This window comes from Blastococcus brunescens (assembly GCF_035320885.1).
In the GTDB taxonomy this organism is placed as follows: Bacteria; Actinomycetota; Actinomycetes; order Mycobacteriales; family Geodermatophilaceae; genus Blastococcus_B; species Blastococcus_B brunescens.
In genome coordinates, this window is record NZ_CP141261.1 from 582,978 (window position 1) to 609,940 (window position 26,963).

The 26,963-nt window shown below is 74.7% G+C and carries 29 protein-coding genes and 10 pseudogenes; 19 read left to right on the forward strand and 20 right to left on the reverse strand.

The annotated features are described in order from the left end of the window. The first annotated feature begins 114 nt into the window (after nt 1–114). Nucleotides 115–1,218 (forward strand): alpha/beta hydrolase, encoded by a 1,104-nt coding sequence (locus U6N30_RS04135; RefSeq protein ID WP_324276250.1) that lies wholly within the window; start codon nt 115–117, stop codon nt 1,216–1,218. A 54-nt stretch (nt 1,219–1,272) separates the two neighbouring features. Here U6N30_RS04135 and dapD read toward each other — a convergent pair whose 3' ends face one another. Further along, nucleotides 1,273–2,253 carry a 2,3,4,5-tetrahydropyridine-2,6-dicarboxylate N-succinyltransferase gene (gene dapD, locus U6N30_RS04140; RefSeq protein WP_324276251.1) on the reverse strand — a complete coding sequence of 327 codons (981 nt, stop codon included), beginning with the start codon at nt 2,251–2,253 and terminating at the stop codon, nt 1,273–1,275. 195 nt (nt 2,254–2,448) lie between these two features. Between dapD and dapE the strand changes: the two genes are divergently transcribed. The 8 genes and pseudogenes from dapE to U6N30_RS04180 all read left to right on the forward strand — a co-directional run bounded on the left by dapE (nt 2,449) and on the right by U6N30_RS04180 (nt 8,713). Continuing rightward, entirely contained in the window at nt 2,449–3,567 is a 1,119-nt protein-coding gene (gene dapE, locus U6N30_RS04145; RefSeq protein ID WP_324276252.1) for a succinyl-diaminopimelate desuccinylase, read from the forward strand. 187 nt (nt 3,568–3,754) lie between these two features. Beyond that, nucleotides 3,755–4,276, forward strand: a pseudogene (locus U6N30_RS04150) (LOG family protein); the annotation flags it as partial. 142 nt (nt 4,277–4,418) lie between these two features. Beyond that, nucleotides 4,419–4,802, forward strand: a complete 384-nt coding sequence (locus tag U6N30_RS04155) for a DivIVA domain-containing protein (RefSeq protein WP_324276253.1) — start codon at nt 4,419–4,421, stop codon at nt 4,800–4,802. Between the two features lie 197 nt (nt 4,803–4,999). After that, complete coding sequence (locus tag U6N30_RS04160) at nt 5,000–5,245, forward strand: hypothetical protein (RefSeq protein ID WP_324276254.1); 246 nt, start codon at nt 5,000–5,002, stop codon at nt 5,243–5,245. Nucleotides 5,246–5,309: 64 nt separating this feature from the next. Next, nucleotides 5,310–6,215, forward strand: a complete 906-nt coding sequence (locus U6N30_RS04165) for a DMT family transporter (RefSeq protein ID WP_324276255.1) — start codon at nt 5,310–5,312, stop codon at nt 6,213–6,215. Between the two features lie 39 nt (nt 6,216–6,254). After that, nucleotides 6,255–6,815, forward strand: coding sequence for a DNA-3-methyladenine glycosylase I (locus tag U6N30_RS04170; protein WP_324276256.1), 561 nt, complete (start codon nt 6,255–6,257; stop codon nt 6,813–6,815). Nucleotides 6,816–6,950: 135 nt separating this feature from the next. Beyond that, nucleotides 6,951–7,108, forward strand: a pseudogene (locus U6N30_RS04175) (DUF3117 domain-containing protein). A gap of 280 nt (nt 7,109–7,388) precedes the next feature. Continuing rightward, nucleotides 7,389–8,713 (forward strand): annotated as a pseudogene (locus U6N30_RS04180) (leucyl aminopeptidase family protein). A 32-nt stretch (nt 8,714–8,745) separates the two neighbouring features. Here the strand turns inward: U6N30_RS04180 and U6N30_RS04185 are convergent. Beyond that, nucleotides 8,746–9,258, reverse strand: a complete 513-nt coding sequence (locus U6N30_RS04185; protein WP_324276257.1) for a DinB family protein — start codon at nt 9,256–9,258, stop codon at nt 8,746–8,748. A 616-nt stretch (nt 9,259–9,874) separates the two neighbouring features. Here U6N30_RS04185 and U6N30_RS04190 point away from each other — a divergent pair. Next, nucleotides 9,875–9,994 (forward strand): annotated as a pseudogene (locus U6N30_RS04190) (methyltransferase domain-containing protein); the annotation flags it as partial. A gap of 190 nt (nt 9,995–10,184) precedes the next feature. Beyond that, the gene (locus tag U6N30_RS04195) at nt 10,185–10,394 is read left to right on the forward strand and encodes a hypothetical protein (RefSeq protein ID WP_324276258.1); all 210 of its coding nucleotides are present in this window, start codon (nt 10,185–10,187) and stop codon (nt 10,392–10,394) included. 57 nt (nt 10,395–10,451) lie between these two features. Here the strand turns inward: U6N30_RS04195 and U6N30_RS04200 are convergent, their stop codons facing one another. The 7 genes from U6N30_RS04200 to U6N30_RS04230 form a co-directional block, all read right to left on the reverse strand. After that, the gene (locus U6N30_RS04200; RefSeq protein ID WP_324276259.1) at nt 10,452–10,847 is read right to left on the reverse strand and encodes a phytoene desaturase family protein; all 396 of its coding nucleotides are present in this window, start codon (nt 10,845–10,847) and stop codon (nt 10,452–10,454) included. Between the two features lie 156 nt (nt 10,848–11,003). Then, complete coding sequence (locus tag U6N30_RS04205) at nt 11,004–11,906, reverse strand: phytoene desaturase family protein (protein ID WP_324276260.1); 903 nt, start codon at nt 11,904–11,906, stop codon at nt 11,004–11,006. A 38-nt stretch (nt 11,907–11,944) separates the two neighbouring features. After that, nucleotides 11,945–12,553: a PP2C family protein-serine/threonine phosphatase gene (locus tag U6N30_RS04210; RefSeq protein WP_324276261.1), complete on the reverse strand. Its 609-nt coding sequence runs from the start codon at nt 12,551–12,553 to the stop codon at nt 11,945–11,947. Further along, nucleotides 12,520–13,029: a GAF domain-containing protein gene (locus U6N30_RS04215; protein WP_324276262.1), complete on the reverse strand. Its 510-nt coding sequence runs from the start codon at nt 13,027–13,029 to the stop codon at nt 12,520–12,522. The genes U6N30_RS04210 and U6N30_RS04215 overlap by 34 nt, the downstream gene beginning before the upstream one ends. Before the next feature lie 169 nt (nt 13,030–13,198). Then, entirely contained in the window at nt 13,199–13,600 is a 402-nt protein-coding gene (locus U6N30_RS04220; protein ID WP_324276263.1) for a PAS domain S-box protein, read from the reverse strand. A 219-nt stretch (nt 13,601–13,819) separates the two neighbouring features. Continuing rightward, nucleotides 13,820–14,356 (reverse strand): spore photoproduct lyase family protein, encoded by a 537-nt coding sequence (locus U6N30_RS04225; protein ID WP_324276264.1) that lies wholly within the window; start codon nt 14,354–14,356, stop codon nt 13,820–13,822. Then, entirely contained in the window at nt 14,329–14,886 is a 558-nt protein-coding gene (locus tag U6N30_RS04230) for a spore photoproduct lyase family protein (protein ID WP_324276265.1), read from the reverse strand. The genes U6N30_RS04225 and U6N30_RS04230 overlap by 28 nt, the downstream gene beginning before the upstream one ends. A 136-nt stretch (nt 14,887–15,022) precedes the next feature. Here U6N30_RS04230 and U6N30_RS04235 point away from each other — a divergent pair, with 136 nt between their 5' ends. From U6N30_RS04235 to U6N30_RS04245, 3 genes and pseudogenes are all read left to right on the forward strand, one after another. Continuing rightward, nucleotides 15,023–15,994, forward strand: a complete 972-nt coding sequence (locus U6N30_RS04235) for an alcohol dehydrogenase catalytic domain-containing protein (protein ID WP_324276266.1) — start codon at nt 15,023–15,025, stop codon at nt 15,992–15,994. Further along, a complete protein-coding gene (locus U6N30_RS04240) occupies nt 15,982–16,209 on the forward strand; it encodes a hypothetical protein (RefSeq protein WP_324276267.1) in 228 nt (75 codons plus the stop codon). Before U6N30_RS04235 ends, U6N30_RS04240 begins: the two co-directional genes overlap by 13 nt. 58 nt (nt 16,210–16,267) lie before the next feature. Continuing rightward, nucleotides 16,268–16,954 (forward strand): annotated as a pseudogene (locus U6N30_RS04245) (LamB/YcsF family protein); the annotation flags it as partial. 94 nt (nt 16,955–17,048) lie between these two features. On the opposite strand, the gene U6N30_RS04250 reads toward U6N30_RS04245, so the two are convergent. Next, nucleotides 17,049–17,519, reverse strand: coding sequence for a GAF domain-containing protein (locus U6N30_RS04250; protein WP_324276268.1), 471 nt, complete (start codon nt 17,517–17,519; stop codon nt 17,049–17,051). A gap of 23 nt (nt 17,520–17,542) precedes the next feature. Beyond that, on the reverse strand, nt 17,543–18,340 hold the full coding sequence (locus tag U6N30_RS04255; protein WP_324276269.1) for a hypothetical protein: 798 nt from the start codon (nt 18,338–18,340) through the stop codon (nt 17,543–17,545). 291 nt (nt 18,341–18,631) lie between these two features. Between U6N30_RS04255 and U6N30_RS04260 the strand changes: the two are divergent. From U6N30_RS04260 to U6N30_RS04270, 3 genes and pseudogenes are all read left to right on the forward strand, one after another. Then, nucleotides 18,632–19,005: pseudogene (locus U6N30_RS04260) on the forward strand (carboxyltransferase domain-containing protein); the annotation flags it as partial. Nucleotides 19,006–19,179: 174 nt separating this feature from the next. Further along, nucleotides 19,180–19,524: pseudogene (locus U6N30_RS04265) on the forward strand (5-oxoprolinase subunit C family protein); the annotation flags it as partial. A 172-nt stretch (nt 19,525–19,696) separates the two neighbouring features. Beyond that, on the forward strand, nt 19,697–19,954 hold the full coding sequence (locus U6N30_RS04270; RefSeq protein ID WP_324276271.1) for a 5-oxoprolinase subunit C family protein: 258 nt from the start codon (nt 19,697–19,699) through the stop codon (nt 19,952–19,954). A 62-nt stretch (nt 19,955–20,016) separates the two neighbouring features. Here the strand turns inward: U6N30_RS04270 and U6N30_RS04275 are convergent, their stop codons facing one another. The 7 genes and pseudogenes from U6N30_RS04275 to U6N30_RS04300 form a co-directional block, all read right to left on the reverse strand. Beyond that, nucleotides 20,017–20,445, reverse strand: a complete 429-nt coding sequence (locus U6N30_RS04275) for an ABC transporter ATP-binding protein (RefSeq protein WP_324276272.1) — start codon at nt 20,443–20,445, stop codon at nt 20,017–20,019. Nucleotides 20,446–20,558: 113 nt separating this feature from the next. After that, nucleotides 20,559–20,732: pseudogene (locus tag U6N30_RS04280) on the reverse strand (ATP-binding cassette domain-containing protein); the annotation flags it as partial. 88 nt (nt 20,733–20,820) lie between these two features. Then, on the reverse strand, nt 20,821–21,543 hold the full coding sequence (locus U6N30_RS04285) for a FecCD family ABC transporter permease (RefSeq protein WP_324276273.1): 723 nt from the start codon (nt 21,541–21,543) through the stop codon (nt 20,821–20,823). Nucleotides 21,544–21,556: 13 nt separating this feature from the next. Continuing rightward, nucleotides 21,557–21,904, reverse strand: a pseudogene (locus tag U6N30_RS33230) (iron chelate uptake ABC transporter family permease subunit); the annotation flags it as partial. A 14-nt stretch (nt 21,905–21,918) separates the two neighbouring features. After that, the gene (locus U6N30_RS04290) at nt 21,919–22,722 is read right to left on the reverse strand and encodes an ABC transporter substrate-binding protein (RefSeq protein WP_324276274.1); all 804 of its coding nucleotides are present in this window, start codon (nt 22,720–22,722) and stop codon (nt 21,919–21,921) included. A 281-nt stretch (nt 22,723–23,003) separates the two neighbouring features. Continuing rightward, nucleotides 23,004–23,864: a glycosyltransferase gene (locus U6N30_RS04295; protein WP_422678023.1), complete on the reverse strand. Its 861-nt coding sequence runs from the start codon at nt 23,862–23,864 to the stop codon at nt 23,004–23,006. Continuing rightward, nucleotides 23,828–24,181, reverse strand: coding sequence for a glycosyltransferase (locus U6N30_RS04300; protein ID WP_324276275.1), 354 nt, complete (start codon nt 24,179–24,181; stop codon nt 23,828–23,830). Before U6N30_RS04300 ends, U6N30_RS04295 begins: the two co-directional genes overlap by 37 nt. 153 nt (nt 24,182–24,334) lie before the next feature. Here U6N30_RS04300 and glgC point away from each other — a divergent pair. Both glgC and U6N30_RS04315 read left to right on the forward strand, forming a co-directional pair. After that, nucleotides 24,335–25,554 (forward strand): annotated as a pseudogene (gene glgC, locus U6N30_RS04305) (glucose-1-phosphate adenylyltransferase). Between the two features lie 69 nt (nt 25,555–25,623). Continuing rightward, entirely contained in the window at nt 25,624–26,139 is a 516-nt protein-coding gene (locus U6N30_RS04315; RefSeq protein ID WP_324276278.1) for a 2'-5' RNA ligase family protein, read from the forward strand. A gap of 81 nt (nt 26,140–26,220) precedes the next feature. Here the strand turns inward: U6N30_RS04315 and U6N30_RS04320 are convergent, their stop codons facing one another. Beyond that, on the reverse strand, nt 26,221–26,472 hold the full coding sequence (locus tag U6N30_RS04320; protein WP_324276279.1) for an O-methyltransferase: 252 nt from the start codon (nt 26,470–26,472) through the stop codon (nt 26,221–26,223). After that, nucleotides 26,388–26,945 carry a hypothetical protein gene (locus tag U6N30_RS04325; protein ID WP_324276280.1) on the reverse strand — a complete coding sequence of 186 codons (558 nt, stop codon included), beginning with the start codon at nt 26,943–26,945 and terminating at the stop codon, nt 26,388–26,390. Before U6N30_RS04325 ends, U6N30_RS04320 begins: the two co-directional genes overlap by 85 nt. Nucleotides 26,946–26,963 lie beyond the last annotated feature (18 nt).

The following is a 26,963-nucleotide window of genomic DNA, read 5'->3' on the forward strand; positions in this document are numbered from 1 at the left end:
GGGGAACGCGCCGGTACCGCGGTGCCCGACGTCACGTCGGCGGGGCGAGGACCGTGCTCGCTGCTTGCCGACGTCGCTAGCGTGGGCTCCCCGTCTCCGTCCCCGAGGACTCCCATGGCCGACGTCCTGCTGCCCGGCATCGCTTCGACCCGCGTGCCGACCCCCGGCTCATCCAGTCGGTGCTGCACCCCGACGGCGTCGACCCGGCCGGGGCGGGGAGGTCGTGCTGTTCGTGCACGGCAACGTGAGCTCGGCCCTCTTCTGGCAGCAGGCGCTGCTCGACGTCGCGCAGATCGGGCGGCACCGCCCCTCGCCGTCGACCTGCGCGGCTACGGGGACACCGACCCGTTGCCGGTCGATGCCACCCGCGGCGTCCGCGACTGGGCCGACGACCTCGCCGCGCTGATCGCGACGTTGCAGCTGGACCGGGTCCACCTCGTGGGCTGGAGCATGGGTGCCGGCGTCGTCCTGCAGTACCTGCTCGACGCGCCCGAGCGGGTCGCGTCGGTGGCGCTGGTCGCGCCCATCTCGCCGTACGGGTTCGGCGGGACAGCGGGTACGGACGGGGCGCGCGTCCACGCGGACGGGACCGGATCGGGCGCGGGCGCCGCCAACCCCGAGTTCGTGGCCGCACTGACGGCCGGCGACACGACGGCGGACGCGCCGACCAGCCCGCGGTCGATCCTGCGGGCCTTCTACGTCGCGCCCGGTTCCCTGCCGCTGGACCCGGCGTCGGAGGACGTCTTCGTGGCGTCGATGCTGAGCACGCGCACCGGGGTCGACCACTACCCGGGGAAGCCCGCCGGCTCTGACGCCTGGCCCGGTGTCGCCCCCGGCGCGCGGGGCGTGCTGAACACGATGGCACCGACGGTCTTCGACGTGTCCGGGATCGTCGACCTTCCGGCCAAGCCACCGGTGCTGTGGGTCCGCGGGGACCTCGACCAGATCGTCTCCGACGCCTCGGCGTTCGACCTGGCGTTCCTCGGCTCGGTGGGGGCGGTGCCGGGCTGGCCGGGCGCGGAGGCCTTCCCGCCCCAGCCGATGGTCGCCCAGACCCGCGCGGTGCTCGACCGCTACGCCGCCACCGGCGGCGCCTACCGCGAGGTCGTCCTCCCCGATGTGGGCCATTCGCCGCACGTCGAACGCCCGCAGCAGTTCGCCGTCGCGCTGCTGGAGCACCTCGACGTCCCCGCAGAGGTCCCGGCCAACCTCCGCTGAGGGGCATAGGTACCTATACCTGCGTCTCGGGCTGGAAAGTGCAGGTATAGGTACCTATGCCCACGTCAGTTCGCGTGTAGCTCGGCGTTCAGCGCCCCCAGTTCCCGTCGCGGGGAGCGCCTCCAGCGCGCCGGTGACGCTGTGGCGACGGAACAGCAGGCCGTTGCGGCCGGACAGCTCCCGGGCCTTGACCACCGAGCCGTCGGGCAGCGTGACGCGCGAGCCCCCGGTCACGTAGCAGCCGGCCTCCACGACGCACCCGTCGCCGAGGGAGATGCCGATGCCGGAGTTGGCGCCCAGGAGGCAGCCGCTGCCGATGGAGATGGTCTCGGTACCCCCACCGGACAGGGTGCCCATGATCGAGGCGCTGCCGCCGATGTCGCTGTCCGGCCCGACGACGACGCCGGCGCTGATCCGCCCCTCGACCATCGACGGGCCGAGCGTGCCGGCGTTGAAGTTGACGAAGCCCTCGTGCATGACCGTGGTGCCCTCGGCGAGGTGCGCGCCCAGGCGCACGCGGTCGCCGTCGGCGATGCGGACCCCGGAGGGGATGACGTAGTCGACCATCCGCGGGAACTTGTCGACGCCGAACACGGTCACGTGCCCGACCGCGGCACGCAGCCGGTGGGCGTTGAACCCGGCCGCCTCGACCGGTCCGGCGCTGGTCCAGGCCACGTTGGTGAGCAGTCCGAAGACGCCGGTCATGTCGGCGCCGTGCGGCCGGATCAGCCGGGAGGAGAGCAGGTGCAGCCGCAGCCACACGTCGTGCGTGTCGACCGGGGGCTGCGACAGGTCGGGGATCACCGTGCGGACGGCGATGATCTCCACCCCGCGCGCCTCGTCCCGGCGCACCAGGCCGCCGTAGTCGGGGCCGAGCTCGCCGGAGAGCTCCAGGGCGCCGAGCCGGGCGGTGCCGGCGTGCGCGCCCTCGGGAGCGCCGAGGCGGGGCTCGGGGTACCAGGTGTCCAGCACCGTCCCGGAGGCGGTGATGGTGGCCAGGCCGGCGGCTACGGCGGACGACGAAGAGGCGGTCACGGCTGCGACGCTACCCAGCCCCATGGGCGGCCTGGCTGCAGGGACCCGGGGCGTGCGCCAGCGAGTCCCGGACGGCAGCGGCCTCGTCCGGAGGCTCGCCCGAGCGGGGCGACGTGCTGGAGCGGCCCTCCTGCAGGGCCGCCGCGAGCGAGCGAGGGCGGGGGCAGGAGGGTCCTTACCCTAGGCTCGGCGGTCGTGACGGACCTCCCGCAGTTCGACCTGTCCGCCGACGTCCTCACCCTCACCCGCGCCCTGGTGGACGCGCCGTCGGTGTCCGGCGCGGAGGAGCCGCTGGCCGACGCGGTCGAGGCGGCCCTGCGCGGCCTCGGAGGGCTCGAGGTGGAGCGGATCGGCAACAGCGTGCTGGCCCGCACGAACCTCGACCGGCCGACCCGGGTGGTTCTCGCCGGCCACCTCGACACGGTGCCGATCGCCGACAACCTGCCCTCCGACCTGCGCGAGGTCGACGGGGTGCAGCGGCTGTACGGATGTGGCACCAGTGACATGAAGGCCGGCGACGCGGTCATGCTCCGGCTCGCCGGCCGGTTCGGCGGCCCGGGCGGGGAGCCCGCGCACGACCTGACGTTCGTGTTCTACGACAACGAGGAGGTCGAGGCCGTCAAGAACGGCCTCGGCCGGGTGGCCCGGGAGCGCCGGGGCTGGCTGTACGGCGACCTCGCGATCCTGCTCGAGCCCACGGACGGCGAGGTCGAAGGCGGCTGCCAGGGCACCCTGCGGGCGCGGCTGGAGACCACGGGCCGCCGCGCCCACAGCGCCCGCAGCTGGCTGGGCGTCAACGCCGTGCACGGACTGGCGGGGGCGCTCGAGACGCTGGCCGCCTACCAGGCGCGCGAGGTGGAGATCGACGGGCTCACCTACCGGGAGGGGCTCAACGCCGTGGGCATCACGGGCGGCGTCGCCGGCAACGTGATCCCGGACGAGGCCTCGCTCACCGTCAACTTCCGCTACGCGCCCGACCGCGACGAGGACGCCGCCGAGGCCCACGTGCGCGAGGTCTTCGCCGACGCCATCGCGGCCGGCGCCACGCTCACCGTCACCGACAACGCCGGTGGCGCCATGCCGGGGCTGTCCGAGCCGGCCGCCGCGGCGTTCCTCGCCGCCGTCGGCCGGCCGGCCCGGGCCAAGCTCGGCTGGACCGACGTCGCCCGGTTCGCCGCCTTCGGCATCCCCGCGCTGAACTACGGCCCCGGCGACCCGCAGCTGGCGCACACCCGGGACGAGCACGTCCTCGTCGACCGGCTCCGCCCCGCCGAAGACGCACTGACCGCCTACCTGTCCGGGAGCACCGCATGACGACCCCGCCGAACCCGCCTGCGTCCGGCGCCCAGCCGACCGACGGCCGCCGCCCCCGCCCCACCCGGCACCGCGGCCCGGTGGTGCTGCGCGGGGCGAGCCGGCGCAGAACGAGGGCTCGACCACCGACCAGCGGCTGCTCGACCGGCGCGGGCCCAGCGACTGGGTCCACACCGATCCGTGGCGGGTGCTCCGCATCCAGTCCGAGTTCGTCGAGGGCTTCGGGCTGCTCGCGGAGCTGCCGAGGGCGGTCAGCGTCTTCGGCAGCGCCCGGACTCCGCGGGACCACCCGCACTACGCCGCGGGCGTCGCCATCGGCGCCGCCCTGGCGCAGGCCGGCTACGCGGTCATCACCGGCGGCGGACCGGGTGCGATGGAGGCGGCCAACCGCGGGGCCTGCGAGGCCGGTGGCCTCTCCGTCGGCCTGGGTATCGAGCTGCCCTTCGAGCAGGACCTCAACGAGTGGGTCGACGTCGGCATCGCCTTCCGCTACTTCTTCGTGCGCAAGACGATGTTCGTGAAGTACGCGCAGGCGTTCGTGATCCTGCCGGGCGGCTTCGGCACGCTCGACGAGCTGTTCGAGGCCCTCACCCTGGTGCAGACCCGGAAGGTCACCCGCTTCCCGGTCATCCTGTTCGGCACCGAGTACTGGTCGGGCCTGCTCCAGTGGATCCGCACGACGCTGGCCGCGACCGGCACCATCAACGCCGCCGATCTGGACCTGATCACCGTCACCGACGACATCGGCGAGGTCATGTCGGTCATCCAGGCGGCGGACCAGGCGCGGCGCAGCGGCGACGGCGGCGGGGGATGCAGCACGTCGCGGCCGAGCAGGGCCCGCTCGAGGCCTGATGCTCTCGTTCGTCGCCTTCGTCGTCGGGGTCCTCGTCGTCGGCGCGCTGCTCTTCCTCGGCGCCTCCCTGCTGCTCGGCCGCGGGGAGACGCAGCCGCCGGCCGATACCGACCGTTCGCCCGTGGCGCTGCCCGGCGACCGACCGGTCACCGCGGACGACGTGCGCGCGCTCCAGCTGTCGGTCGTGGCGCGCGGCTACCGGATGGCCGAGGTGGACTGGCTGCTCGACCAGTTCGCGCTGGCGCTCGAGGAGCGCGACGCCGAGATCGCCGCCCTCCGCGCGCGGGTGCATCCGGCGCCGGTGACCGCGCCGAAGCAGCAGCAGGGAACGGCGCCGGACGACGCCGGAACCGCCGACGACGAGGAGGACCCGCGTGCCTGAGCTGGTCGAGCGCATCGACGTGGACGCCCCGCCCGAGCGGGTCTGGGAGGTGCTGACCGACTGGGAGCGCCAGGGGAGTGGATGCTCGCCACCGATGTCCGCACCGTCGACGGTCCGGCCCAGCGGTTGCACGGCCGGCTGGCCGCACGCACGGGGCTGCCGCTGCCCGGGGGCGGCACGTCGGTGTTCTCGACACCATGATCATCACGAAGTGGGAGCCGCCGCGCCTGGTCGAGGTGCAGCACACCGGCCGGCTGATCCGCGGTCCGGGCATCTTCGTGATCGAGCCGCGCGGAGAGCACTCGACGCTCGTCTGGACCGAGCGGCTGTACCTGCCCTACGGGTACCTGGGCGTGCTCGGCTGGTTCCTGGTGGGGCCGTTCGCCCGCGCCGGCATCCGCCGGTCGCTCGCCCGCTTCGCCGCGGTCGCCGCCCGCGGCTGACCCGTCGCCGGGCGCACGGGCCCGTGCGTCAGGATGCTCCGGTGACGACGGAGAGGCCGCGGTCGTGAGCCGGCGCGGATGGGCGCTGTTCCTGGCCATGTCGGTCATCTGGGGCATCCCGTACCTGCTGATCAAGGTGGCCGTCGACGAGGTCTCGCCGGTCGTGGTCGTGTTCGCCCGCTGCGTCGTGGGCGCCGCGCTGCTGCTGCCCTGGACCATCGCGAAGGGCCAGCTCCGGCCGGCGCTGCGGCACTGGAAGCCCCTGCTGGCCTTCACCGTCCTGGAGATGACCGGGCCGTGGCTGCTGCTGTCCTACGCGGAGCAGACGCTGTCCAGCTCGCTCACCGGGCTCCTGGTGGCCGCCGTACCGTTCGTCGCCGCCCTCGCGGGCCGCCTGGCCGGGGAGGAGGAGCGGTTCACACCCGTCCGCATCGCCGGCATGTGCCTCGGGGTGGTCGGCATCGTGGCGCTGCTCGGTCTCGACGTCGACGGTGCGCAGCTGTTGCCGATCCTCGCCGTGGCGCTCGTCGTGGTCGGCTACGCGACCGCGCCGCTGGTCGTCAGCCGCAAGCTGCCCGAGGTCCCGGGGGTGGCGGCGAGCTCGATCGCGCTCTTCGTCACCGCCGTCGTCTACGCCCCCTTCGCGCTGCCGAGAGCGGGCCAGGTCGTGGACGCGTCCGGCGAGGCGGCGGTGTCGCTCGCGGCCCTGGGCGTGGTCTGCACGGCGGTGGCGCTGGCGTTGTTTTTCGCGCTCATCCGGGAGGTGGGCCCGCAGCGCGCCCTGGTGATCACGTTCGTCAACCCCGCCGTCGCCGTCCTCCTGGGGGTGTGGCTGCTGGGCGAGCCGTTCACGCTCGGGATCGCCGTCGGCCTGCCGCTGGTGCTGGCCGGCTGCGCGCTGGCCACCCGGCGCACGCCCGTGCGCACCCGACCGTCGGAGCTGGCCGACGTGGACTCGGCGGTCCCCTGATCCGGCCGGCTGTCGGACCCGACCGTTAGCGTCCGCGACGTGGATGCCGAGCGGTCCCGCTGCGCGTGGGCGACCAGCACGCCGGAGTACGTCACCTATCACGACGAGGAGTGGGGGATGCCCCTCCACGGGGACGACGCACTCTTCGAACGGCTCTGCCTCGAGGCGTTCCAGTCGGGGCTCTCCTGGATCACCATCCTGCGCAAGCGGCCGGCCTTCCGCGCCGCGTTCGCCGGGTTCGCCATCGCCTCGGTCGCGGAGCTCACCGACGACGACGAGGCGCGGTTGATGGCCGACGCCTCGATCGTCCGCAACCGGGCGAAGATCTCCGCCGCGGTGCGCAACGCCCGCGCGGCGCAGGCGCTGCCGGAGGGTCTGTCCGAGCTGCTGTGGTCCTTCGCGCCGGCCGGCCCGCGGGCCCGCCCGGCCACGCTCGCCGATGTGCCGGCCACGAGCGCGGAGTCGGTGGCGATGGCCAAGGAGCTCAAGCGGCGCGGCTTCGTCTTCGTCGGCCCGACGACCGCCTACGCGCTCATGCAGGCCACCGGGATGGTCGACGACCACGTCGCCGACTGCTTCCGGGCGAACGCGTCGGAGTGACCTGCGGGGACCTCATGTTGGACGGAAGCCGTCCATACGGGATCATTGGCGCAGAGCGCACAGCAGCGACGGACGCCGCACCGCTTCTGCCCCGGCAGGAGTGGTGGGCTCACGAAGGAGGCACGCATGGCGGCCATGAAGCCGCGCACGGGTGAAGGTCCCCTCGAAGTGACCAAGGAGGGGCGCGGCCTGGTCATGCGCGTACCGCTCGAGGGGGCGGTCGCCTGGTCGTCGAGCTGTCGCCCGACGAGGCGGCGGCGCTGTCGGAGGCACTGAAGGGCGCGACCAGCTGAACACCGACGCGAGCCTGCCCCGGGCAGCCCCGCGAACGACACGGCCCCGGCCGCCGGCAGCACGCCGGCGACCGGGGCCGCGCCGTTGCCGCGGGTCGACGTCGTGTCCGACGTCCCGGTGCTGGGGCCCGACGACGTCCTGGCCGTTCCGGTCGGCGCCGGCGGCGCCCTGCCGGCGTGGCTGGACGCCTCGGCGACCGCGCCGCCGGTGAGCCCGGAACTGCTCACCGGCGCGCTGGCCGACACCGGCAACAAGGGCGCGGCCGGGTCGGTGACGAACGTGCCGGTCGCCGGGCGGCGACCGCGCAGCGTCGTCGCCGTGGGCGTCGGCGAGGGAACGCTCCCCGACCTGCGCAGCTACGTCGCCACTGCCGTCCGCCGCGCGCAGACGCTCGCCGAGCACGGTGCGCGGCGCCTCGTGCTGCCCCTCGACAGCACCGTCGCCCCGGCCGGTGCGGCCGAGGTGCGGGCCGCGGTGGAGGCCGCCCTGCTCTCCGGCTACCGGTTCCGGGAGCTCTCCCGGCCGCACCCGCCGCGGCTGGCGGCGGTCACGGTGGTCGCCGCCGACGCCGACGACCCGGCCGTGTCCGCCGCAGGGGACGCCGGCCGGATCTCCGCGGAGGCGGTCGCCTGGGCGCGGGACCTCGTCAACACCCCGAGCAACGTGAAGGACCCGGCCTGGCTGGCCGACCAGGCCGTCGACCGGCTCGGGGCCCTGCCGCACGTCACGGTGACCGTCCTCGGGCCGGAGGAGCTGCGGGCGGGCGGGTTCGGCGGCGTCCTGGCCGTCGGCGGGGGATCGGCGTCCCCGCCTCGCGTGGTCGTGGCCGCTTACCGCCCCCGACCGCAGGCTCCGCGCACCCCGTGCTGGTCGGCAAGGGCATCACCTTCGACACCGGCGGTCTCTCCATCAAGCCCACCGCGGGCATGCGGGAGATGAAGACCGACATGGCCGGCGGCGCGGCCGTCCTCGCCGTCATCGAGGCCGCGGCCCGCCTCGAGCTGCCGGTGGCGGTGACCGCGGTGGTCCCCGCGGCCGAGAACGCCGTCTCCGGTTCCTCCTACCGCCCGGCCGACGTCGTCCGGCACGTCGGCGGGCGGACGACGGAGGTGCTCAACACCGACGCCGAGGGCCGCATGGTGCTCGCCGACGGACTGGCGCACGCGCGCCTGGAGCTGGGTGCGACGGTGCTGGTCGACGTCGCGACGCTGACCGGCGCGATGAAGGTCGCCCTCGGGACGCGGACGGCCGGCCTGTTCGCCACCACCGACGGTCTCGCCGACGCCCTGCTGACGGCGGGCGCGCAGGCCGGCGAGCCCTCGTGGCGGATGCCGTTGCTCGAGGACCACGCGGACCTGCTCGACAGCGAGGTGGCCGACGCGAACAACGCTCCCGGGGGACCGGGCGGCACCACCGCCGCCCTGTTCCTCCGGCCCTTCGCCGGCGACCTGCCCTGGGCGCACCTCGACGTGGCGGGCCCGGCGCGGGCCGGCTCCGACGACGCGGAGGTGGTCAAGGGCGGCACCGGCTTCGGCGCGCGCACCCTCCTGCGCTGGCTCGAGGCTGGGGCGCCGGTCGACCAGGACGGGACGGTCCGCGACTGACGCGGGGCGGCCGTCCGGTCGCCCCCGCCTAGTCATTCCCCGGTGGTCCCGTCGACGGCCTCGCGCAGCAGGTCGGCGTGCCCGGCGTGCCGGGCGGTCTCCTCGATCATGTGCAGCAGCACCCAGCGCAGGTCCCAGCGGTTCCCCGTCCGGGACGACGTCGCGACGGAGAGCACGTCCAGGCTCGCCGTCGCGGCCACGACCGCCCGGCTGCGCGCGCACGCCTCGGTGTACCGCGCACGCAGCTCGTCGGGCCCGAGGTCGAGCGCCGTACGGAACTCGTGGTCGGGGTCGGCGTCCCAGTCGATCCCGGCCCATGGCGCGTCCTCCGGGAGCCCGGCGAAGCGCTCGCGGAACCAGGAGTTCTCGACCAGCGCCAGGTGGTTGAGCAGCCCGGCCAGCGTGAGCGAGGACGACGGGATGGTCCGGGCCAGCTGCTCGGCGGTCAGGCCCGCGGCCTTGAGCAGGACCGTCTCGCGCTGGAAGTCCAGGACGGCGCAGAGCAGGTCGCGTTCGGAGCCGGAGTCCGGCGGGTCGGTGCGCACCGGGTCAGCCTGGCACCGACCACCGACACCGCGCGGGGAGCCTGGCGCGCGGGACCGCTCCTCGCGAGAGTGGCGGTCCGGCGGTCGGAGGAGGTTGACGTGGCCCGGTTCATCGAGGCACCCGCGCTCTGGAAGGTCCTGCGCACCGGGCACCCGCGGGCGCGGCTCCGGGCCACGCGGGACGGCACCGCCGCCATCCGGCTGAACGTCGCGGGCGCCGCCATCGGCACGGGTGTGCTCGACGCGCTGGCCGCCGGGAGCGCGACCACCGCCGAGCTGGCGCGGTCGACCGGCATGACCGACGAGAAGCTGCTCGGCACCTTCCTGCGGGTCGTCGCCTCGGTCGGGCTCGTCCGCGGTGCGGGCGGCGAGGGGCCCTGGCGGCTCACCGGGCGGGGCCGGGCGGCGATCGACGATCCGCTCGTCCGCGCCTCCTACGAGGGCTTCCCGGCTTCCACACCGGCCTGTACCGGGACCTCGGGGCGCTGCTCTCCGGGGGCCGCGGCGCCGGGACATCTCGGAGAGCGGCGAGCTGATCGCGCGGCTGTCCGGTGGGTTCGAGCCCCTGGTCCTCGGGGTGCTGCGCCGCACGGTCACCGAGCACGCCCCGCGACGGGTGCTGGACGTCGGCTGCGGAGCCGCGCTGGAGCTCGCGGCCATGCTGGAGGCCGCTCCGCAGGCGCACGGCGTCGGCATCGACGTCGACCCGGACGCCGTGGAGCTCGCGGGTCGCACGCTGGCCGGACGTGGGCTGGACGGGCGTGCCGCGGTGCTGCACGCCGACGTGCGGAAGGCTGCGGGCCACCCTCGGGCGCCTTCGCCGAACCGTTCGACCTGGCCCTGCTCGCCAACGTCCTCTACTACCTGCCCATGGCCGAGAGGGTCGGATTCCTCCGGGGATCGCGGACCTCCTCGCCCCCGGCGGCGTGCTCGTCGTGGTGACCACCGTCGCGGCACCGCAGTTCTTCAGCCGGCACTTCGACCTGCTCCTCCAGGCTCAGGAGGGGCAGATGGAGCTCTCCGACGCGGACGCCCTGGCGGGGCAGCTGGCCGCGGCGGGATTCCTGGCCGGGCCGGCGCGGCCGCTCGCCGCGGGGATGCCGGTCGTCACCGTCACCGCGTCCCTGCCCGGCTGACCCGGCGGCCCGGTCACGCAGGTCCGACGAGGTCCGCGACGATCTGCGCGGACAGCGTCACGAGGGCAGGCCGCCGCCCGGATGGGCGGAGCCGCCGACCAGGAACAGACCGGGGACGGGCGAGGCGTTGGCCGGGCGCAGGAACGCCGCCCGGGCGCCGTTGCTGGAGGAGCCGTAGATGGATCCGCCGACGCTGCCGGTGTCGCGGGCCAGGTCGGCCGGCGTCCGTACCTCGCACCAGCGCACCCGGTCGCGGACGTCGAGCCCGCGCCGCGCGAGCACCGCGAGGACCTCGTCCGCGTAGCGGGCCGCCAGGCCCGGTTCGTCCCAGTCGACGCCGTCGACGGGGTCGTGCCGCGGCGCGTTCACCAGCACGAACCACGACTCGCTGTCCTCGTCCGGGCGCAGCTCCGGGTCGTCCGGCGCGCTCACGTAGACGGTCGGGTCGGCCACCGGGCGAGGGCGCCCCGGAAGCGACCGGTGCCGAAGACGGCGTCGAACTCCGCGTCGTAGTCGTAGGGGAACAGCACGGTGTGGTGGGCCAACCCCGGCGTGCGCCCCGCAGGGCGAGCAGCAGCACCACTCCCGAGAGCGAGGGCGTGGCCCGGGTCAGGTCGCGGCGGCTCCGGCGGGTGCGCGGATCGGCGGGCAGCAGGTCGGCGTAGAGCGCCGTCGCGTCCACGCCGGACACGACGACGTCGGCGCGCAGCCGCTCGCCGCCGGCCAGCTCCACACCGGCGGCGCGGCCGCCCTCGACGAGCACCCGGCGGACGGTGCTCCCGGTCCGCAGCACGGCGCCGCTGCCGGTGGCCCGCTCGGCCACCGCCAGCGCCAGCCGGTGCAGCCCGCCGCGGACGTACCAGGACCCGAACGCCTGCTCGGCGTACGGCACGGTGGCCAGCACTGCGGGAGCCTGCCGGGGTCGGAGCCGGAATAGGTGGCGTAGCGGTCCAGCAGCATGCGCAGGCGCGGGTCGTCCAGCCGTGTCTTCCCGAGACCGCGCAGCGTCTGCCAGGGAGCGATGGTCGCGACGTCGGCCGGGTTGCGGGCGAGGCGGGCGAGGGTGGCGGCGCCCTCGAGCGGCCGGCGCAGGAACGGTTCCTCGCTGACCCGCCACATGCGCGCGGCCCGGTCCATCAGTGCCGCCCACTGCGCCCCCGCACCGGGGCCGAGGGCGCCGGTGAGCGCCCGGGAGATGCCGTCCGGGGAACCGGGCAGGGCCAGCCGGGTGCCGTCGGCGAACCGGTAGGCGACCGCCGGGTCCAGGCGGACGAGGTCGACGGCGTCCTCCAGGGGCGCGCCGGTCGCGGCGAACAGGTCGCGGTAGACCTGCGGCATCGTGACCAGGCTGGGGCCGGTGTCGAACACGTGGCCGTCCCGCTCGAACGCGCCGAGCTTCCCGCCGACGCGGGCCGCCTGCTCGAGCACCGTGACCGAGTGACCGGTCGCGGCCAGCCGTGCGGCGGCGGCCAGGCCGCCGAGGCCCGCGCCGACGACCGCCACCCGAGCCACTCCGCCACGGTAGCCGGGCGGGATCCGGGGACGTCGGCTCAGGCGGGAACGGCGAGGGCCAGGACGGCGAGGTCGTCGGCCTCGTGCCGGGAACCGGTCAGCTGCGCCTCCACGGCCGTCGTGACGGTGGCGACCACGGTCTCGGCGTCGCCCGACCGGAGCCCGGCGAGCACCTCCGCCAGGCCGTCCTCGCCGAACTGGATCCCCGCGTCGTCCCGGGCCTCGGTGACGCCGTCGGTGTAGAGCACGAGCGTGCTCCCTGGCGGGAGGTCGACGACCGCCTCGGCGAAGTCCACGTCGGCGGCGATGCCCAGTGCCCGGCCGGGAACACCGACCTCGGCCACCGATCCGTCCGGAGAGCGCAGCAACGGGAGCGGATGGCCGGCGACGGCGGCCCGTAGCTGGAGTCCGTGCCGGCCCGGCTCGACGACGAGGCAGCAGGCCGTGACGAAGCGCAGCGGGCCGGCCTCGGTCTCCTGCTGCTGCAGCAGGGCGGCGTTGACGGCGCGGAGGATCTCGGCGGGGCTGCCGGCGGCGGCCGCCGCGCGCGCGGTGTGCCGGGTCAGGGCGGTGACGGCGGCCGCTTCCGCCCCGGTGCCGCAGACGTCGGCGATCAGCACCATCCACCGGCCGTCCGGCAGGGGCATGACGTCGTAGGTGTCACCCCCACGAGCGCCGAACCGCCCCCGGGCCGGTAGCGGGCGGCCAGGTCCACGCCCGGGACGGCGGGCAGGTGGGAGGGCAGCAGGCTCCGTTGCAGGGTGTTCGCGAGCTCCCTGACCTCGGACTCCGCGCGCAGCCGGCCGAGGAACTGGCCGATCTGGCGACCGGCGTTGCCCAGGACGTCGAGCAGTTCGGTCGGCACGTCCCGCTGGTCGCGGGAGAACAGTTCGCAGACGGCGAGCAGGGTGTGGCCACGCATGACCGGGAAGGCCACACCCGTGCGGAGGGAGTCGGCCCGGGCCGCCTCGGGGCGCAGGAAGCGGGAATCGTGCCAGAGGTCGGCGACGACCACCGGCTCTCCCGCCTGCCAGGCCAGACCGGGGAGTCCGTCCCCCGGGCGAACGAGCGGCCGGCCGACTCGGCCACCAGCGCCGGCACGGGAGCGCCGGGCGACGCCCACGTACCGGTATGGACCAGCCGGCCGCTTGCTAGCTCTGGTTGCCAGAGCGTGGCGGCGTCCCAGTCCAGTTCCGCGCAGAGGCTGGGCAGGAGTCGCTCGAACGCCACGCCGGAGTCCCGCGCTTCCGTGAGCGCCGCGGTGACGCGCAGCGTCGCCTGCAGGTACCGGCTCACCTGCAGCTGCCGCTCGAGCAGGATCGTGGTGCTGGCGTCCCGCAGGACGGCCACGACCAGGGCGTCGTCGGGGAGGTCCCGGCCGTGGGCTCGAGTCGCGCCAGGGTCAGGTCGATCGCGATCTCCTGACCGCCGGCGTGCAGTGCGGGCACCTGTGTCGTCGCACCCACCAGCTCGCCCTCACCCGTGAGCCGGAACCGGCGGAATCCGGCGCCGTGCGAGTTCCGGAAGCGCTCGGGCATCAGGACCGTGAGGGAGCGGCCCAGCAGGTCGGTCGGCCGATAGCCGAGCAGCGCCGACACCGCCGCGTTGACGTAGGCGATGCGGCCCTCCGCGTCGGCGACCACGACGGTGTCGGGCAACGCCGCGAGCAGGGCGCGTGAGGAGGCGTTCGTCATGGACCAGCTCAACGATCGTCTCCTCGCACACCACAACGCGGCCATCCCCGTGACGGCCGCAGCGGGGACTCTGTCACACAGTGCGTTACGTGCCGACAGCAGATCGTAAACCAGTCGCCATGTCGACACATCGACACGTCGACGTCCGCGCATGAGCAGCCGCCCGGGTCGGCCGTCAGAAGGCGTACCGGACGTCGAGCCAGGGTGCGTGCGCGGCGATCAGCGTCCGCAGCCGGAGGACCCCGCCCGCTTGACGTCGTCGCGGTAGCGGACGTTGTCCTGCCCGTTGCCGCTCCGCTTCGGCTGCTGGAGGTCCGGTCGCCAGAGCAGCTCCTCGCCCCGCGGGTGCCAGCCGAGGTTGACCTCGTGCAGGTCGCGGTTGTGGGTCAGCAGGATCACCTCGGCGGCCGCCTGCCGCTTGGCCGCCGGCGAGAGGGTGTCGTCGAGCTGCCGCAGCAGCGTCGTCCAGTCCTCGGCCCACCCGTCCCGGAGGACGACGGGGGAGAGGTTCAGGTGCACCTCGTAGCCGGCCTCGACGAAGTCGTCGACCGCGGCGATGCGCTCGGCGACCCGGCTGGTGCGGATGTCGAGGGCCTGGGCGTCGCGGTCGGGCATCACCGAGAAGCGGATGCGGGTCCGGCCGGCCGGGTCCAGGTCGAGCAGGTGCCGGTTGACGTACTTCGTGGCGAACGAGGCCTTCGCGGTCGGCAGCTGCCGGAACGTGGCGATCAGGTCGGCCACGTTGTCGCTGACCATGGCGTCGACCGAGCAGTCGCTGTTCTCGCCGATGTCGTACACCCAGCTGACCGGATCGCACTGGTCGGGGCCGGCTTCTCGCCCTGACGGGCCACGTGCCGGCGCAGGTACCCGGTGATCTGCTCGATGTTCGTGAAGACGGTGATCGGGTTCGCGTAGCGCTTGCGGCGCGGCACATAGCAGTAGGCGCACGCCATCGCGCAGCCGTTGGCGGTGGAGGGCGCGATCCAGTTGGCGGAGCGCTTGTTAAGGCGGGCCGAGAGCGACTTCTTGACCCCGAGCACCAGCGTCTCGGTCTTCACGCGGACCCAGCGGTCGACGTTGCCGGCGTTGCCGTGCAGGTCGGGGATCTGCCAGTGCGAGGGCACCTCGGCGCCGGGGAACCGGGCGATCACCTGGCGTCCGCGGGCCGAGGCTGCCGCGGCGGGTTCGGTGTAGATGTGCCGCACCCGGAGCATCCGGTCGTCGACCGGCACCTCGGGCGCCGGCTTCGGGTCGTCGAAGAGGGTGAGCGCATCACCGGCCGTCACGCTGGTCCCAGCGCCGGGGTGGAGGGCGGCATTCCGGTCCTCCCGCGCGTCGGACGTGCGGTTGCGCACGTCGCGGACCGGGCACCCGAGCCGGAGCGCCGTCCGGCCCCGGACGCGCACGACGACGGGAGAACCCGTGAAGGCAGTGACCTGGCACGGACAGCGCGACGTGCGCGTCGAGGAGGTGCCCGACCCGTTCGTGCAGGAGCCCACCGACGCGGTCATCCGGGTGACGACGAGCAACATCTGCGGGTCCGACCTGCACCTCTACGAGCCGCTGGCGCCGTTCATGGGCGTGGGCGACATCCTCGGCCACGAGAACATGGGCCAGGTCGTCGAGGTCGGGTCCGAGGTGGGAGACCTGAAGGTCGGCGACCGGGTCGCCATCCCCTTCCAGATCTCCTGCGGGCACTGCTGGATGTGCGACCAGCAGCTCTACACCCAGTGCGAGACCACGCAGGTGCGCGAGCACGGCACCGGTGCCGCGCTGTTCGGCTTCTCCAAGCTCTACGGTCAGGTCGCCGGCGGACAGGCGGAGTACCTGCGCGTGCCGCAGGCCCAGTTCACCCACATCCCGTTGCCGGAGGGGCCGGCGGACGACCGGTTCGCCTACCTCTCCGACATCCTGCCGACCGCCTGGCAGGGCGTGGAGTACGCGAACGTGCCCGAGGGCGGGACGCTCGTCGTCCTCGGCCTCGGCCCGATCGGTGACTTCGCCTGCCGCATCGCCAAGCACAAGGGCTACCGGGTCATCGGCGTGGACCTGGTCCCGGAACGACTGCACCGCGCGCGGCTGCAGGGCGTGGAGGTCGTGGACCTGCGGGAGCACGAGAAGGACCTCGGCGACGCCCTCCGGGACATGACCGACGGCCGCGGCCCGGACTCGGTGCTGGACGCCGTCGGCATGGAGGCGCACGGGTCGCCGGCGACGTCCTTCATCCAGAAGGCGGCCGGACTGCTGCCCAAGGCGATCTCCGCACCGATCATGGAGCACGCCGGTGTCGACCGGCTCAACGCGCTGTACTCCGCCATCGACATGGTGCGGCGCGGCGGCACGATCTCGCTGTCGGGCGTCTACGGGGCGCAGCCGACCCCATGCCGCTCATGACGATGTTCGACAAGCAGATCCAGCTCCGCATGGGCCAGTGCAACATCAAGCGCTGGATCCCCCAGATCATGCCGCTGCTCACCGACGACGACCCGCTCGGCGTGGACACGTTCGCCACCCACCGGGTGCCGCTGTCCGAGGCGCCGGAGATGTACCGGAAGTTCCAGGAGAAGGAGGACGGCGTCGTGAAGGTGCAGCTCAAGCCGGAGCTCTGAGCCGCCCGGCGCCCCGCCGGAGGTGGGGTGCCGGCGTCCCCGGTGCGAGGATGCGCCCGTGGGCGACGCGCGCGGCATCGATCTGAACGCCGACCTGGGCGAGGGCTTCGGGGTCTGGCGGCTCGGGGACGACGACGCGCTGCTCGAGCTGGTCTCCAGCGCGAACGTCGCCTGCGGTTTCCACGCCGGTGACCCGTCGACGATGCGCCGTGTCTGCGCGCGGGCCGCGGCGGCTGGGGTCGCGGTCGGCGCGCAGGTCTCCTACCGCGACCTCGCCGGGTTCGGTCGGCGGTTCATCGACGCCGACCCCGGCGAGCTGGCCGACGACGTGCTCTACCAGCTCGCCGCTCTCGACGGGATCGCGCGCACCGTCGGCACCCGGGTCTCCTACGTCAAGCCGCACGGGGCCCTCTACAACGCGGCGGTCACGCACGAGGCGCAGGCACAGGCGGTCGTGGACGCGGTGCTCGCCTTCGACCGCAGGCTGCCGCTGATGGGCCTGCCCGGCTCGGCGCTGCTCCGCGCGGCCGAGGCCGCCGGCATGCGGCCGGTGACCGAGGGGTTCGCCGACCGCGGCTACACCGCCGACGGCCGGCTCGTGCCGCGTCGCGCGCCGGGCGCGCTGGTGGAGGACCCGGCGGCCGTCGCCGCCCGTGCGGTGCGGATGGCCACCGAGGGCGTCGTCGACGCCGTCGACGGGACGACCCTGCTCGTCCCGGTGGAGTCGGTCTGCCTGCACGGGGACACCCCCGGTGCCGTGCGGCTCGCCCGCGGCGTGCGCGCGGCGCTGGCCGAGGCGGGGTCGCGGTCCGCCCGTTCGCCCGCTGAGCCGCTGGCCGTCAGCGGTTGCCGGCGGCGAGGTCGACGGCGCGGACGGCGCCGCTCAGCAAGCCGGCGGCCAGGTCCTCGAGCGTCGCGCCCCGGCCGTACGCCGAGCCCCGCATCAGGTCGAGGGCGGCGGGGGTGCCGACCTCGAGCTCGACGCTCACCTTGCCCAGGGCCTCCCACACCGCGGCCCGGCGCCGAGGCGTCGGCCCGTGCATCCAGTCCGGTCCCTCGGCAGGGGACCAGGACGACCAGACGGCGGCATCGCCCAGGGCGGAGGTCACCAGCTCGCCCACCGCCAGGGCCTCGAACACGTCGAGGTCGGGGACGTCGCCGGACCTCCGGAAGTACAGGTCGATGGCCCCCGCCCCGGCCAGCGCCGGCTGCAGCGGCAGGGCGACCACGGCGCGGAACGGGGTGGAGCCGAGCAGCAGGTCGGTGAACACCGGCCAGCGCCGCCGGAGGTCGTCCTCGACGGCGAACACCGGTTGCCTGGTCTCCTGTGCCGTCATGCAGGGCCCGGAGCCGACGGTGAACTGGAGCCGTTCGGCGACGGCCGCCTCGTCGGAGCTCGCGCCGAGGGCACCCGTTGCTGCGCGGAGTCGACGAGGCTGATCCCCGCCCCGTCCACCCGCAGCGTCCGGGCGCAGGCGCGGGCCAGCCGGACGGGCAGCAGTTCCGGCCCGCGGAGCCCGGACTCGTCCACGTCGTCCAGTGCGGCGTCGAACCGGCCGGCGATGGTCACGCCCGATTGTCCGGCCGCCGGGCCACGATCACCCGTCGGGCAGTGCCCCCGGCGAAGGGCGTCGGCCACCTCGGCCACGTTCGACCGTCCCTTTCCGTAGTCGACCACGGTGGTGGCGATCACCGGTCGGCTCGAGACAACGACCCGGGGAGCGGACGGATCGCCGGTCAGCTGCACGGTGACCTCCTCGCCGAAGCTCTTCCACGACCACCGGGTGCGGGCTCGGTACCGGCCCGCACCGACGTCGGCCTCCCGGATCTCGGCAGGCAGGCCCCGGAGGACGGCGACGATCCGGTCGGGCAGGTCAGCGCCCCCGCGCACCGGCACCGTCGTGTCCTGCCGCGGACCGCGCCGTGCGTCCTGCGGGGCACGGTCGGCGACCGCGTCCAGCGAGCCCAGGAGGACGGCCATGAGGCCGCCGAAGACGAGTCCGGCGCCGATGCCCGTCGCGAGGCCTGCCCTCGCCGAATCGATCACGAATCCGGCGGCAGCGCCCGACAACAGGCCGAACGGGACGCCGGTGGCGACGAAGAGCAGGGCGACGGTTCGCAGCGAGCGCACCGGTACATCGTCGTGAGCGCGCGGGTGACTGTCTCGCCGGCGTGCCGGTGGTCGCCCGACCGAGGGACGCCAGCGCCTCCGGCTCGCGCGCCGTCGCTGGTCAGACCACCGGACCGGCAGCGATCATGGAGCCATGGCGGAGCGCGCAGGGGCCGGACCGGCGGTGCTGCCGTGCGGCGACCGGGCGCTGCTGGTCGAGGTTCCGGACCCGTCGGCGGTCGCGGGCATCCGGGCCGCGCTGGAGCGGTCCCCCTCCCCGGGCAGGTGGAGCTGGTGCCGGCCGCTCGGACGGTGCTGGTCGTCCTCGAGCGCGCGCCGACCGACCTCGATGTGGCGACCCTGCGGCGCGTGGCGCCGGACCCGGCCGGTGGGCGGGAGCCGGGGCCGGTCGTGGACCTGCCCGTCGTCTTCGACGGCCCCGATCTGGCCGAGGTGGCCGCACTGACCTCGCGCGACGTGGCCGGCCTGGTGGCCGCCTTGACGGCCGCGGAGCTCACGGTGGCCTTCGGGGTTTCGCGCCCGGGTTCGGCTACCTCGCCGGGCTCCCCGAGGACCTGCACGTCCCCCGCCGGGACACCCCGCGCACCCGGGTGCCGGCCGGCTCGGTAGGGCTCGCAGGGCCCTTCGCCGGCGCCTATCCGCGCGCGTCGCCCGGAGGGTGGCAGCTGGTGGGCCGGACCGACGCGGTCCTCTTCGACGTCGACCGCGACCCGCCGGCGCTGCTGGCGCCCGGTGTGCGGGTGCGGCTGCTCGAGGTGGGCTGAGTGCTCGCCGTGCTGGCTTCCGGACCCCTGTCGACCGTCCAGGACGGCGGGCGCCCCGGCTGGGCGTCGATCGGGGTGACCCGCTCGGGGGCGGCAGACCGTGCCTCCGCCGCGCTCGCCAACCGGCTCGTCGGCAACGACGGCACCGCCGCCGTCGTGGAGGTGACCGCCGGCGGCCTGCGGGTGCGTGCCGGGCGCACCCTGCTCGTGGCGGTGACCGGCGCACCGGCGCCGGTCACGGTGGACGGCCGGGCCGCCCCGTTCGACGCGCCCTTCTCCCTGGCGCCGGGACGCACGCTGGGTCTCGGCGTCCCCGCCGTGGGGCTGCGCAGCTACCTCGCCGTGCGCGGGGGCATCGACGTCCCGCCCGTCCTGGGCTCGCGCAGCACCGACACGCTGTCGGGTCTGGACCCGCCCCCGCTGCGGGCCGGCGACGTGCTGCCGGTGGGTGCCCTGACGGGGAGGAGCCGTTCGTCGATGTCGCCCCCGTGGGTCCACCGTCGTCCCGGCCGGTGCTGCGGGTGCTGCCGGGACCGCGCCGGAACTGGCTGGACCCGTCAGCCTGGGGGCGCTCACGTCGGCGGACTGGACGGTGACCGCGGACAGCGACCGTGTCGGCCTGCGGCTCTCCGGCCCGAGGCTGGAACGCGCCAGGGGCGACGAGCTCCCGAGCGAAGGGCTCGTCCCCGGCGCGGTCCAGGTGCCACCGGACGGGGCGCCGGTCCTCTTCCTCGCCGACCACCCCGTCACCGGCGGCTACCCCGTCCTCGCCGTGGTGGCGACCGCTGACCTGCCGGCGGCGGCGCAACTGCGACCCGGGGACCGGCTGCGCTTCCGCGCGGGGTCGTGAAGGGGCTCACCACGCCTGGGGGACGGCGTGCGGTCGCGGGGCGATCCGCGAGGATCGCAGTGCTATCGCACCGGCAGCACGGCAGGCCCGGACGGCCCGTGGACCACCTCGGCCCGCGCGCCGTAGTGCGTGCTGAGCGCCTGCGCGGTGAGCACCTCGGCCGGGGTGCCGTCGGCGACGACGCGGCCCTCGGACAGCAGCGCCAGCCGGTCGGCGTACTGACCGGCCAGCGTCAGGTCGTGGAGGGTGCTCACCACCGTCAGCCCGTCCTGCCGGCGCAGCCGGTCCACCAGGTCGAGCACCTGCTGGGCGTGACCCAGGTCCAGCGCGGCGGTCGGCTCGTCCAGGAAGAGCACCCGCGGCTGCTGGGCCAGCGCCCGTGCCAGGACGGCGCGCTGCTGCTCCCCGCCCGAGAGGGTGCTGAGCGGGCGCCTGGCCATCGGCCCGAGCCCGAGCCGGTCCATGACGTCGGCGACGATCTGCCGGTCCACGCCGCGAGGAGCCGACAGCAGCGGGCGATGGGGGTGCGCCCCAGCGTGACGTAGTCCTGCGTCGTGACGGCCTCCGGCAGGACCGGGGTCTGCGGGGCGTAGGCCAGGCAGCGGGCACGGTTCCTGCGCGCCATCCCCGTGGTGGGGAGGCCGTCGACGCGGACCAGGCCCTCGTGCGGGTGGAACCCCAGCATCGAGCGCAGCAGCGTGGACTTGCCCGACCCGTTGGGCCCGATGACCGCCAGCCAGCCCCCGGGCTCGATGGTCAGGCGCACGGACTCGAGCACCCGGGTGCGTCCGTAGCCCGCGGTGAGCCCGACGACCTCGACGCGGGCGCCCGTGCCGGGGCCCGCGGGGCGACCCTGCGTCCCCGGCTCACCGCCGCCGCGCCCCGGCCCAGAGCAGCCCGGCGAAGAAGGGCGCCCCGATGAAGGCGGTGACGACGCCGATGGGCAGTTCGGCCGGCGCCAGAACCACGCGGGCCACCAGGTCCGCGAGCACCAGGAATGCGCCGCCGACCAGCAGCGACATCGGCAGCACCCTGGCGTGCGAGCCACCGACGAACCGGCGCACGATGTGCGGCACGACGAGCCCGACGAATCCGATGAGACCGCTCACGGCGACGGCGGACGCGGTCGCGAGCGAGGCGGCGAGGATGACGACCAGCCGCAGCCGGCCGGGGTGCACGCCCAGGGAGCTGGCCTCGTCGTCGCCGACCGCGAGCACGTCCAGGGCGCGGCCGCAGACGAGCAGCACGGTGCAGGACACCGCGAGGTACGGCAGCACGAGGGCGATGTCGGACCACCGCGAGCTGCCGAGCTGGCCGAGCAGCCAGCCGTAGATCTCGCGCAGGTCGTCGGTGTTCTGCTGCTGCACCAGGGTCTGGGCGGCGGCGAGGAAGGCGGCGACGGCGATCCCGGCGAGCAGCAGCGTGGGGCTGTGCGAGCCGCCGGCCGCCGCCCCCAGCGCGAGGGCGCAGCCGACGCCGACCAGCGCCCCGACGAAGGCCGCGAGGGCACGGCGCCGACCGGGCCCACCGACTGGACGGGGAGTAGCCGATGACGAGCGTGGCGCCCAGGCCCGCGCCCGCGGCGGCACCGAGCAGGTAGGGGTCGGCGAGCGGGTTGCGGAAGACGCCCTGGTAGGCCGCGCCTGCGATGGCCAGGCTGCCGCCGACGAGGACCGCGAGCACTACGCGCGGCAGCCGGAGCTCCAGCAGCACCGCCGCCTGGGTGCCCGCCAGCCCGCCGGGTATCTCGGCGCCGAGCGGACCGAGGAGCCGGTCGAGCAGGGTGACGACGACGGCGCCCGGGGGCAGGGGCAGCGCCCCCACCCACACGCCGGCCAGCATGGCCAGGACGAGCGCGAGGCCCGCCCCACCCATCGCCAGCCAGGGCCGCCGGCCGCGCGGCGGGACGGCCACCTGCGTGCCGGCCGTGCCGGGCGTCGTCGTCGTCATCGCCTGTTCCGTCCTCAGCCCTGCAGGGTCTCGGCGACGGACTCGGCGAAGTCGGCGATCCGGGGACCCCAGCGGGACGCGATGTCGTCGCTGGCCTCCAGTACCCGACCCTCCTGCACGGCAGGCACGGTGTCGAAGGCCGGCCGCTGCGCGACCGTCTCGGCGGTCTGCGCGCAGCAGAGCGTGTCCGCGAGCACGATGAGGTCCGGCTGCTCGCTGACGATGTACTCGGCCGACAGCTGGGGGTAGCCGCCGGCGGCGGCCGCCGCCTCGTCGGCGATGTTCTCCAGGCCGAAGAGCGCGTAGACGCTGCCGATGAACGTGCTGCTGCCGGCGGAGAAGTAGCTCGGGTCGAGCTCGTGGTAGACGCTCATCCCCTCCGCGTCGGAGCCCACGGACTCCACCGCGGCGTCGATCCGGTCCTGCACGTCGGCGACGACCTCGTCGGCCTCCTCCGCGTGCCCGGTCGCATCGCCCAGCGTCTCGAGCTGCTCGTAGGTGTCGTCGATGGTCTCGGCGGCCTCGAGCAGCAGGGTCGGCACCGCGAGCGCGTCCAGGGCGTCGACGATCCCGTTCTGGTCGTTGCTGAGGACGACCAGGTCGGGCGCGTACTCGGCGATGGCCTCGGCGTTCGGCGTGAACGCGGAGAGGTCGGTGATCGGCGCCTCCGGCGGGAAGTTCGAGTTGTCGTCCACGGCCTCGACCTGGTTCCCCGCGCCGATGGCGAAGAGCATCTCGGTCGCCGACGCGGACAGGGAGACGATGGCCTCGGGCTGCTCGTCGAGGGTGAGCTCACCGTCGGCACCGGTCACGGTCACCGGGAAGGCGCCCCCGGTCGACGAGGAGGACGCCGCGGCCCCGTCGTCCTCGGGCGGGGATCCGCCGCAGGCGGAGAGCGCCAGGACCAGGGCGGCCGGGAGGGCCAGGAAGGCGCGCGACGTCGACCGCGTCGCGCGAGGGGGAGCCGAACAAGGAGTGCCTCCACAGGAGGCGGCGAGCGTCGCCCACGAGCTGACCCGACGCCCGATGCGCGACCCTTGCCGCGAGGGTCGGTTGCATGGCGCAGGGCAGGCGATCTGGCTCAGGCCGCGAGCGGCCATCACAGTTGCGGGACAGCGCCGGGTTTCCACCGGACTTCGCTGCCGTTGCGCCGCCGGCGCACGGGCCGGCGGGGAAAGGTACCAGCGGCCCTACGGGCGGGCGGCGAGGACGGCGGAGTGGACCTCGACGGTCTGCTGGGCGATCGCCGGCCAGCCGAACTCGGCGAGCACCCGCTCCCGGCCCGCCGCGCCCATGGCGGCCGCCCGGCGGGGTCGGCCAGCAGTTCCGCGACGCGGGCCGCCAGCCCCGCCTCGAAGCTCGCGACGTCGGCGGGGTCGTAGGGCACGAGCAGCCCGGTCCGGCCGTCGTCGACGACCTCCGGGATGCCGCCGACGGCGCTGGCGACGACGGCCGTCCCGCAGGCGGCGGCCTCCAGGTTCACGATGCCCAGGGGCTCGTAGACCGACGGGACGACGAACACCGTCGCGCCGGTGATCAGCGGCACGAGTTGCTCGCGCGGCAGCATCGCCTCGATCCACACGACGCCGCTGCGGCGCTTCTGCAGCTGCTCGACGGCCTCGGCGACCTGCTGCCGCTCGCCCGGGGTGTCGGCGGCGCCGGCACACAGCACGAGGCCGGCATCCGGAGGCAGCTGCTCGGCGGCGGCCAGCAGGTGGCCGACGCCCTTCTGCCGGGTGATCCGCCCGACGAACAGCGCGTACGGGCGGTCGGGGTCGACGCCCAGGCCGCGGATGACGTCGGGGTCCTCGACCGGGCGGTAGGCCTCGGCGTCCACCCCGTTGCCGACGACGTGCACCCGCGCCGGGTCCAGGTCGGGGTAGGCGTCGAGGACGTCGGCGCGCATGCCGTGGCTGACCGCGATCACCGCGTCGGCGGCCAGGTAGGCGTTGCGCTCCACCCAGGACGAGAGGCGGTAGCCCCGCCGAGCTGATCGGCCTTCCACGGCCGGCGCGGCTCGAGGGAGTGCGCGGTGACCACGTGCGGCACCCCGTGCACCAGCGCGGCGAGCATCCCCGCGCCGTTGGCGTACCAGGTGTGGCTGTGCACGAGGTCCACGCCTGCAAGGGCTGCGGCGATCTCGACGTCCACGCCCACGGCCTGCAGCGCACCGTTGGCCTCGGACAGCCCGGCCGGGACGGCGTGCGCGGTCGCGTCCGACCGGGGCTCGCCGAAGCAATGGACGTCCAGGTCGGGGGCCCCTGGGAGGGACCGCATCGCCGCGACGAGGTGCTCGATGTGGACACCGGCCCCCCGTAGACGTCCGGCGGCCACTCGCGGGTCACGATGCCGATGCGCACACGCTCACCCTAGGGGCGGTTTGGAGGCCGTGCAGGCGCGGAAGCACAGCTCAGCGGCTACGTTGCCAGCATGCGCGGCGGTCCACGGGTTCTCGGCATCGTCCTCGCGGGCGGCGAGGGCAAGCGGCTCTCACCCCTGACGGCGGACCGTGCCAAACCTGCGGTGCCGTTCGGGGGCAACTACCGGCTGATCGACTTCGTGCTGTCCAACCTGGTCAACGCCGAGATCCGCCAGATCGCGGTGCTGACGCAGTACAAGAGCCACAGCCTGGACCGGCACATCACCCAGACCTGGCGGATGTCGCAGCTGCTCGGCAACTACATCACCCCGGTGCCGGCCCAGCAGAGGCTGGGGCCGCGCTGGTACACCGGCAGCGCCGATGCGATCTTCCAGAGCCTGAACCTCATCTACGACGAGCGCCCGGAGATCGTGGTCGTCTTCGGTGCCGACCACGTCTACCGGATGGACCCGGGCCAGATGGTCGACCAGCACCTGCAGACCGGTGCCGGCGTGACCATCGCCGGCCTGCGGGTCCCTCGGCGCGAGGCGACCGAGTTCGGGGTCATCGACGCCACGGCCGAGGGCAAGGTGCGCGGATTCCTGGAGAAGCCGGCGGACCCGCCCGGTCTGCCGGACTCGCCGGAGGAGAGCTTCGCGTCCATGGGGAACTACGTGTTCACCACCGACGCCCTGCTCGAGGCGCTCCGTACCGACGCCGAGGACGAGACCTCCGTGCACGACATGGGCGGCTCGATCATGCCGATGCTGGCCGACGCCGGTGAGGCCTGGGTCTACGACTTCAGCACGAACATCGTCCCGGGCGCCTCGGAGCGCGACCACGGCTACTGGCGCGACGTCGGGACGATCGACGCGTACTACGACGCGCACATGGACCTGGTCTCGGTGACGCCGGTCTTCAACCTCTACAACGACCGCTGGCCCATCTACACCCTCCCGCCGCAGCTGCCGCCGGCGAAGTTCGTCCTCGGCGGCCGCGCGGAGGAGTCGATGGTCAGTGCCGGCGCGATCATCGGGGGCGGCTCGGTGCACAACTCGGTGATCTCGCCCGGGGTGCGCGTGGAGCGGGGGCCCGGGTCGAGGACAGCGTGCTGATGGACGGCGTGCACATCGGCGAGGGCGCCTACGTGCGCCGCGCGATCCTCGACAAGAACGTCGTCGTGCCGCCCTGGGCCCGCATCGGCGTCGACACGGTCACCGACCGCCAGCAGTACCACGTGAGCGACGGCGGCGTGACCGTCCTGGGCAAGGGTGCCCGAGCCGTCGTCTGATGCCAGCCTCGGCAGCATCGCAGCGAGGAACGAGCGAGGAGCGGACCGAGGCGCGGAATCAGACGGTAGATGTCGTCTGAGCCGCTGATCGTCACTCTCCTGCTGGACGACGAGGCGCAGGCGCGGTTCGACCGGTTGCGCGTCGAGCACTTCCCGGCGGAGCGCAACCATCTCGCCGCGCACGTGACGCTGTTCCACGCCGTGCCCGGGGAGCACCTGGACGCCGTCCGTGCCGACCTCGCAGCTGCCGCCGATCGTCCGTCCTTCGTCGTCGTCGTCACCGGGGTGCGCTTCCTCGGTCGCGGGGTCGCCTACGCGCTCGACTCACCCGAGGTGGCTGCGGTGCGCAGCGGACTGGCTGCGGCATGGCAGCCGTGGCTCACGCCGCAGGACCGGCAGCGGCACGCCCCGCACGTGACGGTGCAGAACAAGGTGCCGCCCGCCGTCGCCCGGGCGCTGCACGAGCGGCTGCTCGCGGAGTTCGTGCCGTACGACGTCCGCGCCCGCGGGTTGGGGCTGTGGCGCTACCTCGGCGGCCCGTGGGAACCGGTGAGCGAGTACCCGTTCCACCGAGCCGCGGTCTGACGCCGGCGACGATGGGCGCGGATGCGCAGTTCTGCGGGCCGGAACCGCGCATCAGCGCCCGGTGATCGGTTCGGCCGGGCGTCAGCTGCGCTTGGTGGCGACCAGGAGGCCGTCGCCGATGGGCAGCACGGCCGGCAGCAGGGTCTCGTCCTCGCGGACGGTGCGGGCGATCTCCCGGGCGGCGACCGTCTGCGGATCGCGGGCGGTGCGGTCCGCGACCCGGCCACCGACGAGGAGCCCGTGGCAGGTCAGCGTCCCACCGACCCGCACCAGGTCGAGCAGAGCCGGCAGGTGGTCGGCGTAGTCCCGCGGCGGACCGTCGCAGACGACCATGTCGTAGCCGCCGGGGGAGAGGCGGGGAGCACCTCGCCGGGTGTGCCGAAGATCAGCCGCGCCCGGCTGGGGGCCACCCCGGCGTCGGCGAAGGCGGCACGGGCGGCGCGCAGCTGCTCGGGATCCCCGTCCAGCGCGGTCAGCACGCCGTCGGTGCGCATGCCGCGGAGCAGCCACAACCCGGCGAGCCCACCGCCGCTGCCGATCGAGACCACCGAGCGCGCCCCGGCCCCGGCCGCCAGCACGGCGAGGGTCGCACCGACCGCAGGCGCGACCGGACGGGAGCCGGGGAGACGGGCGACGCGGTCGCGGGCCGCCACCATCTCGGGCGTCTCGACGGCGAACCTGTCGGCGTAGGCGGCGCCCTCGGGGCCGCCGCCCGGCGGCGGTTGCTCGGCGCTCATCACCGGCCGAGGGTAGTGGCCCGGGCGCCAGCGGCGGGGCGGGCGCCCGGCCGGGGTGTCGAGGAGCACCGGCGCGGACCTCGAACC

Excerpts from the sequence above, each read along its gene's own strand:
- U6N30_RS04240 (WP_324276267.1), top strand. The coding sequence starts at position 15,982 with ATGCCGCTCATGACGATGTTCGACAAGCAGATCCAGCTCCGCATGGGC.
- U6N30_RS04160 (WP_324276254.1), top strand. The coding sequence starts at position 5,000 with ATGATCATCACGAAGTGGGAGCCGCCGCGCCTGGTCGAGGTGCAGCAC.
- U6N30_RS04155 (WP_324276253.1), top strand. The coding sequence starts at position 4,419 with ATGCTCTCGTTCGTCGCCTTCGTCGTCGGGGTCCTCGTCGTCGGCGCG.
- U6N30_RS04320 (WP_324276279.1), bottom strand. The coding sequence starts at position 26,472 with ATGGTCGTCTGCGACGGTCCGCCGCGGGACTACGCCGACCACCTGCCG.
- U6N30_RS04135 (WP_324276250.1), top strand. The coding sequence starts at position 115 with ATGGCCGACGTCCTGCTGCCCGGCATCGCTTCGACCCGCGTGCCGACC.
- U6N30_RS04225 (WP_324276264.1), bottom strand. The coding sequence starts at position 14,356 with ATGGTCAGCGACAACGTGGCCGACCTGATCGCCACGTTCCGGCAGCTG.
- U6N30_RS04315 (WP_324276278.1), top strand. The coding sequence starts at position 25,624 with ATGTCGTCTGAGCCGCTGATCGTCACTCTCCTGCTGGACGACGAGGCG.
- U6N30_RS04300 (WP_324276275.1), bottom strand. The coding sequence starts at position 24,181 with ATGCGGTCCCTCCCAGGGGCCCCCGACCTGGACGTCCATTGCTTCGGC.
- U6N30_RS04220 (WP_324276263.1), bottom strand. The coding sequence starts at position 13,600 with ATGACGAACGCCTCCTCACGCGCCCTGCTCGCGGCGTTGCCCGACACC.
- U6N30_RS04210 (WP_324276261.1), bottom strand. The coding sequence starts at position 12,553 with ATGCCCCTGCCGGACGGCCGGTGGATGGTGCTGATCGCCGACGTCTGC.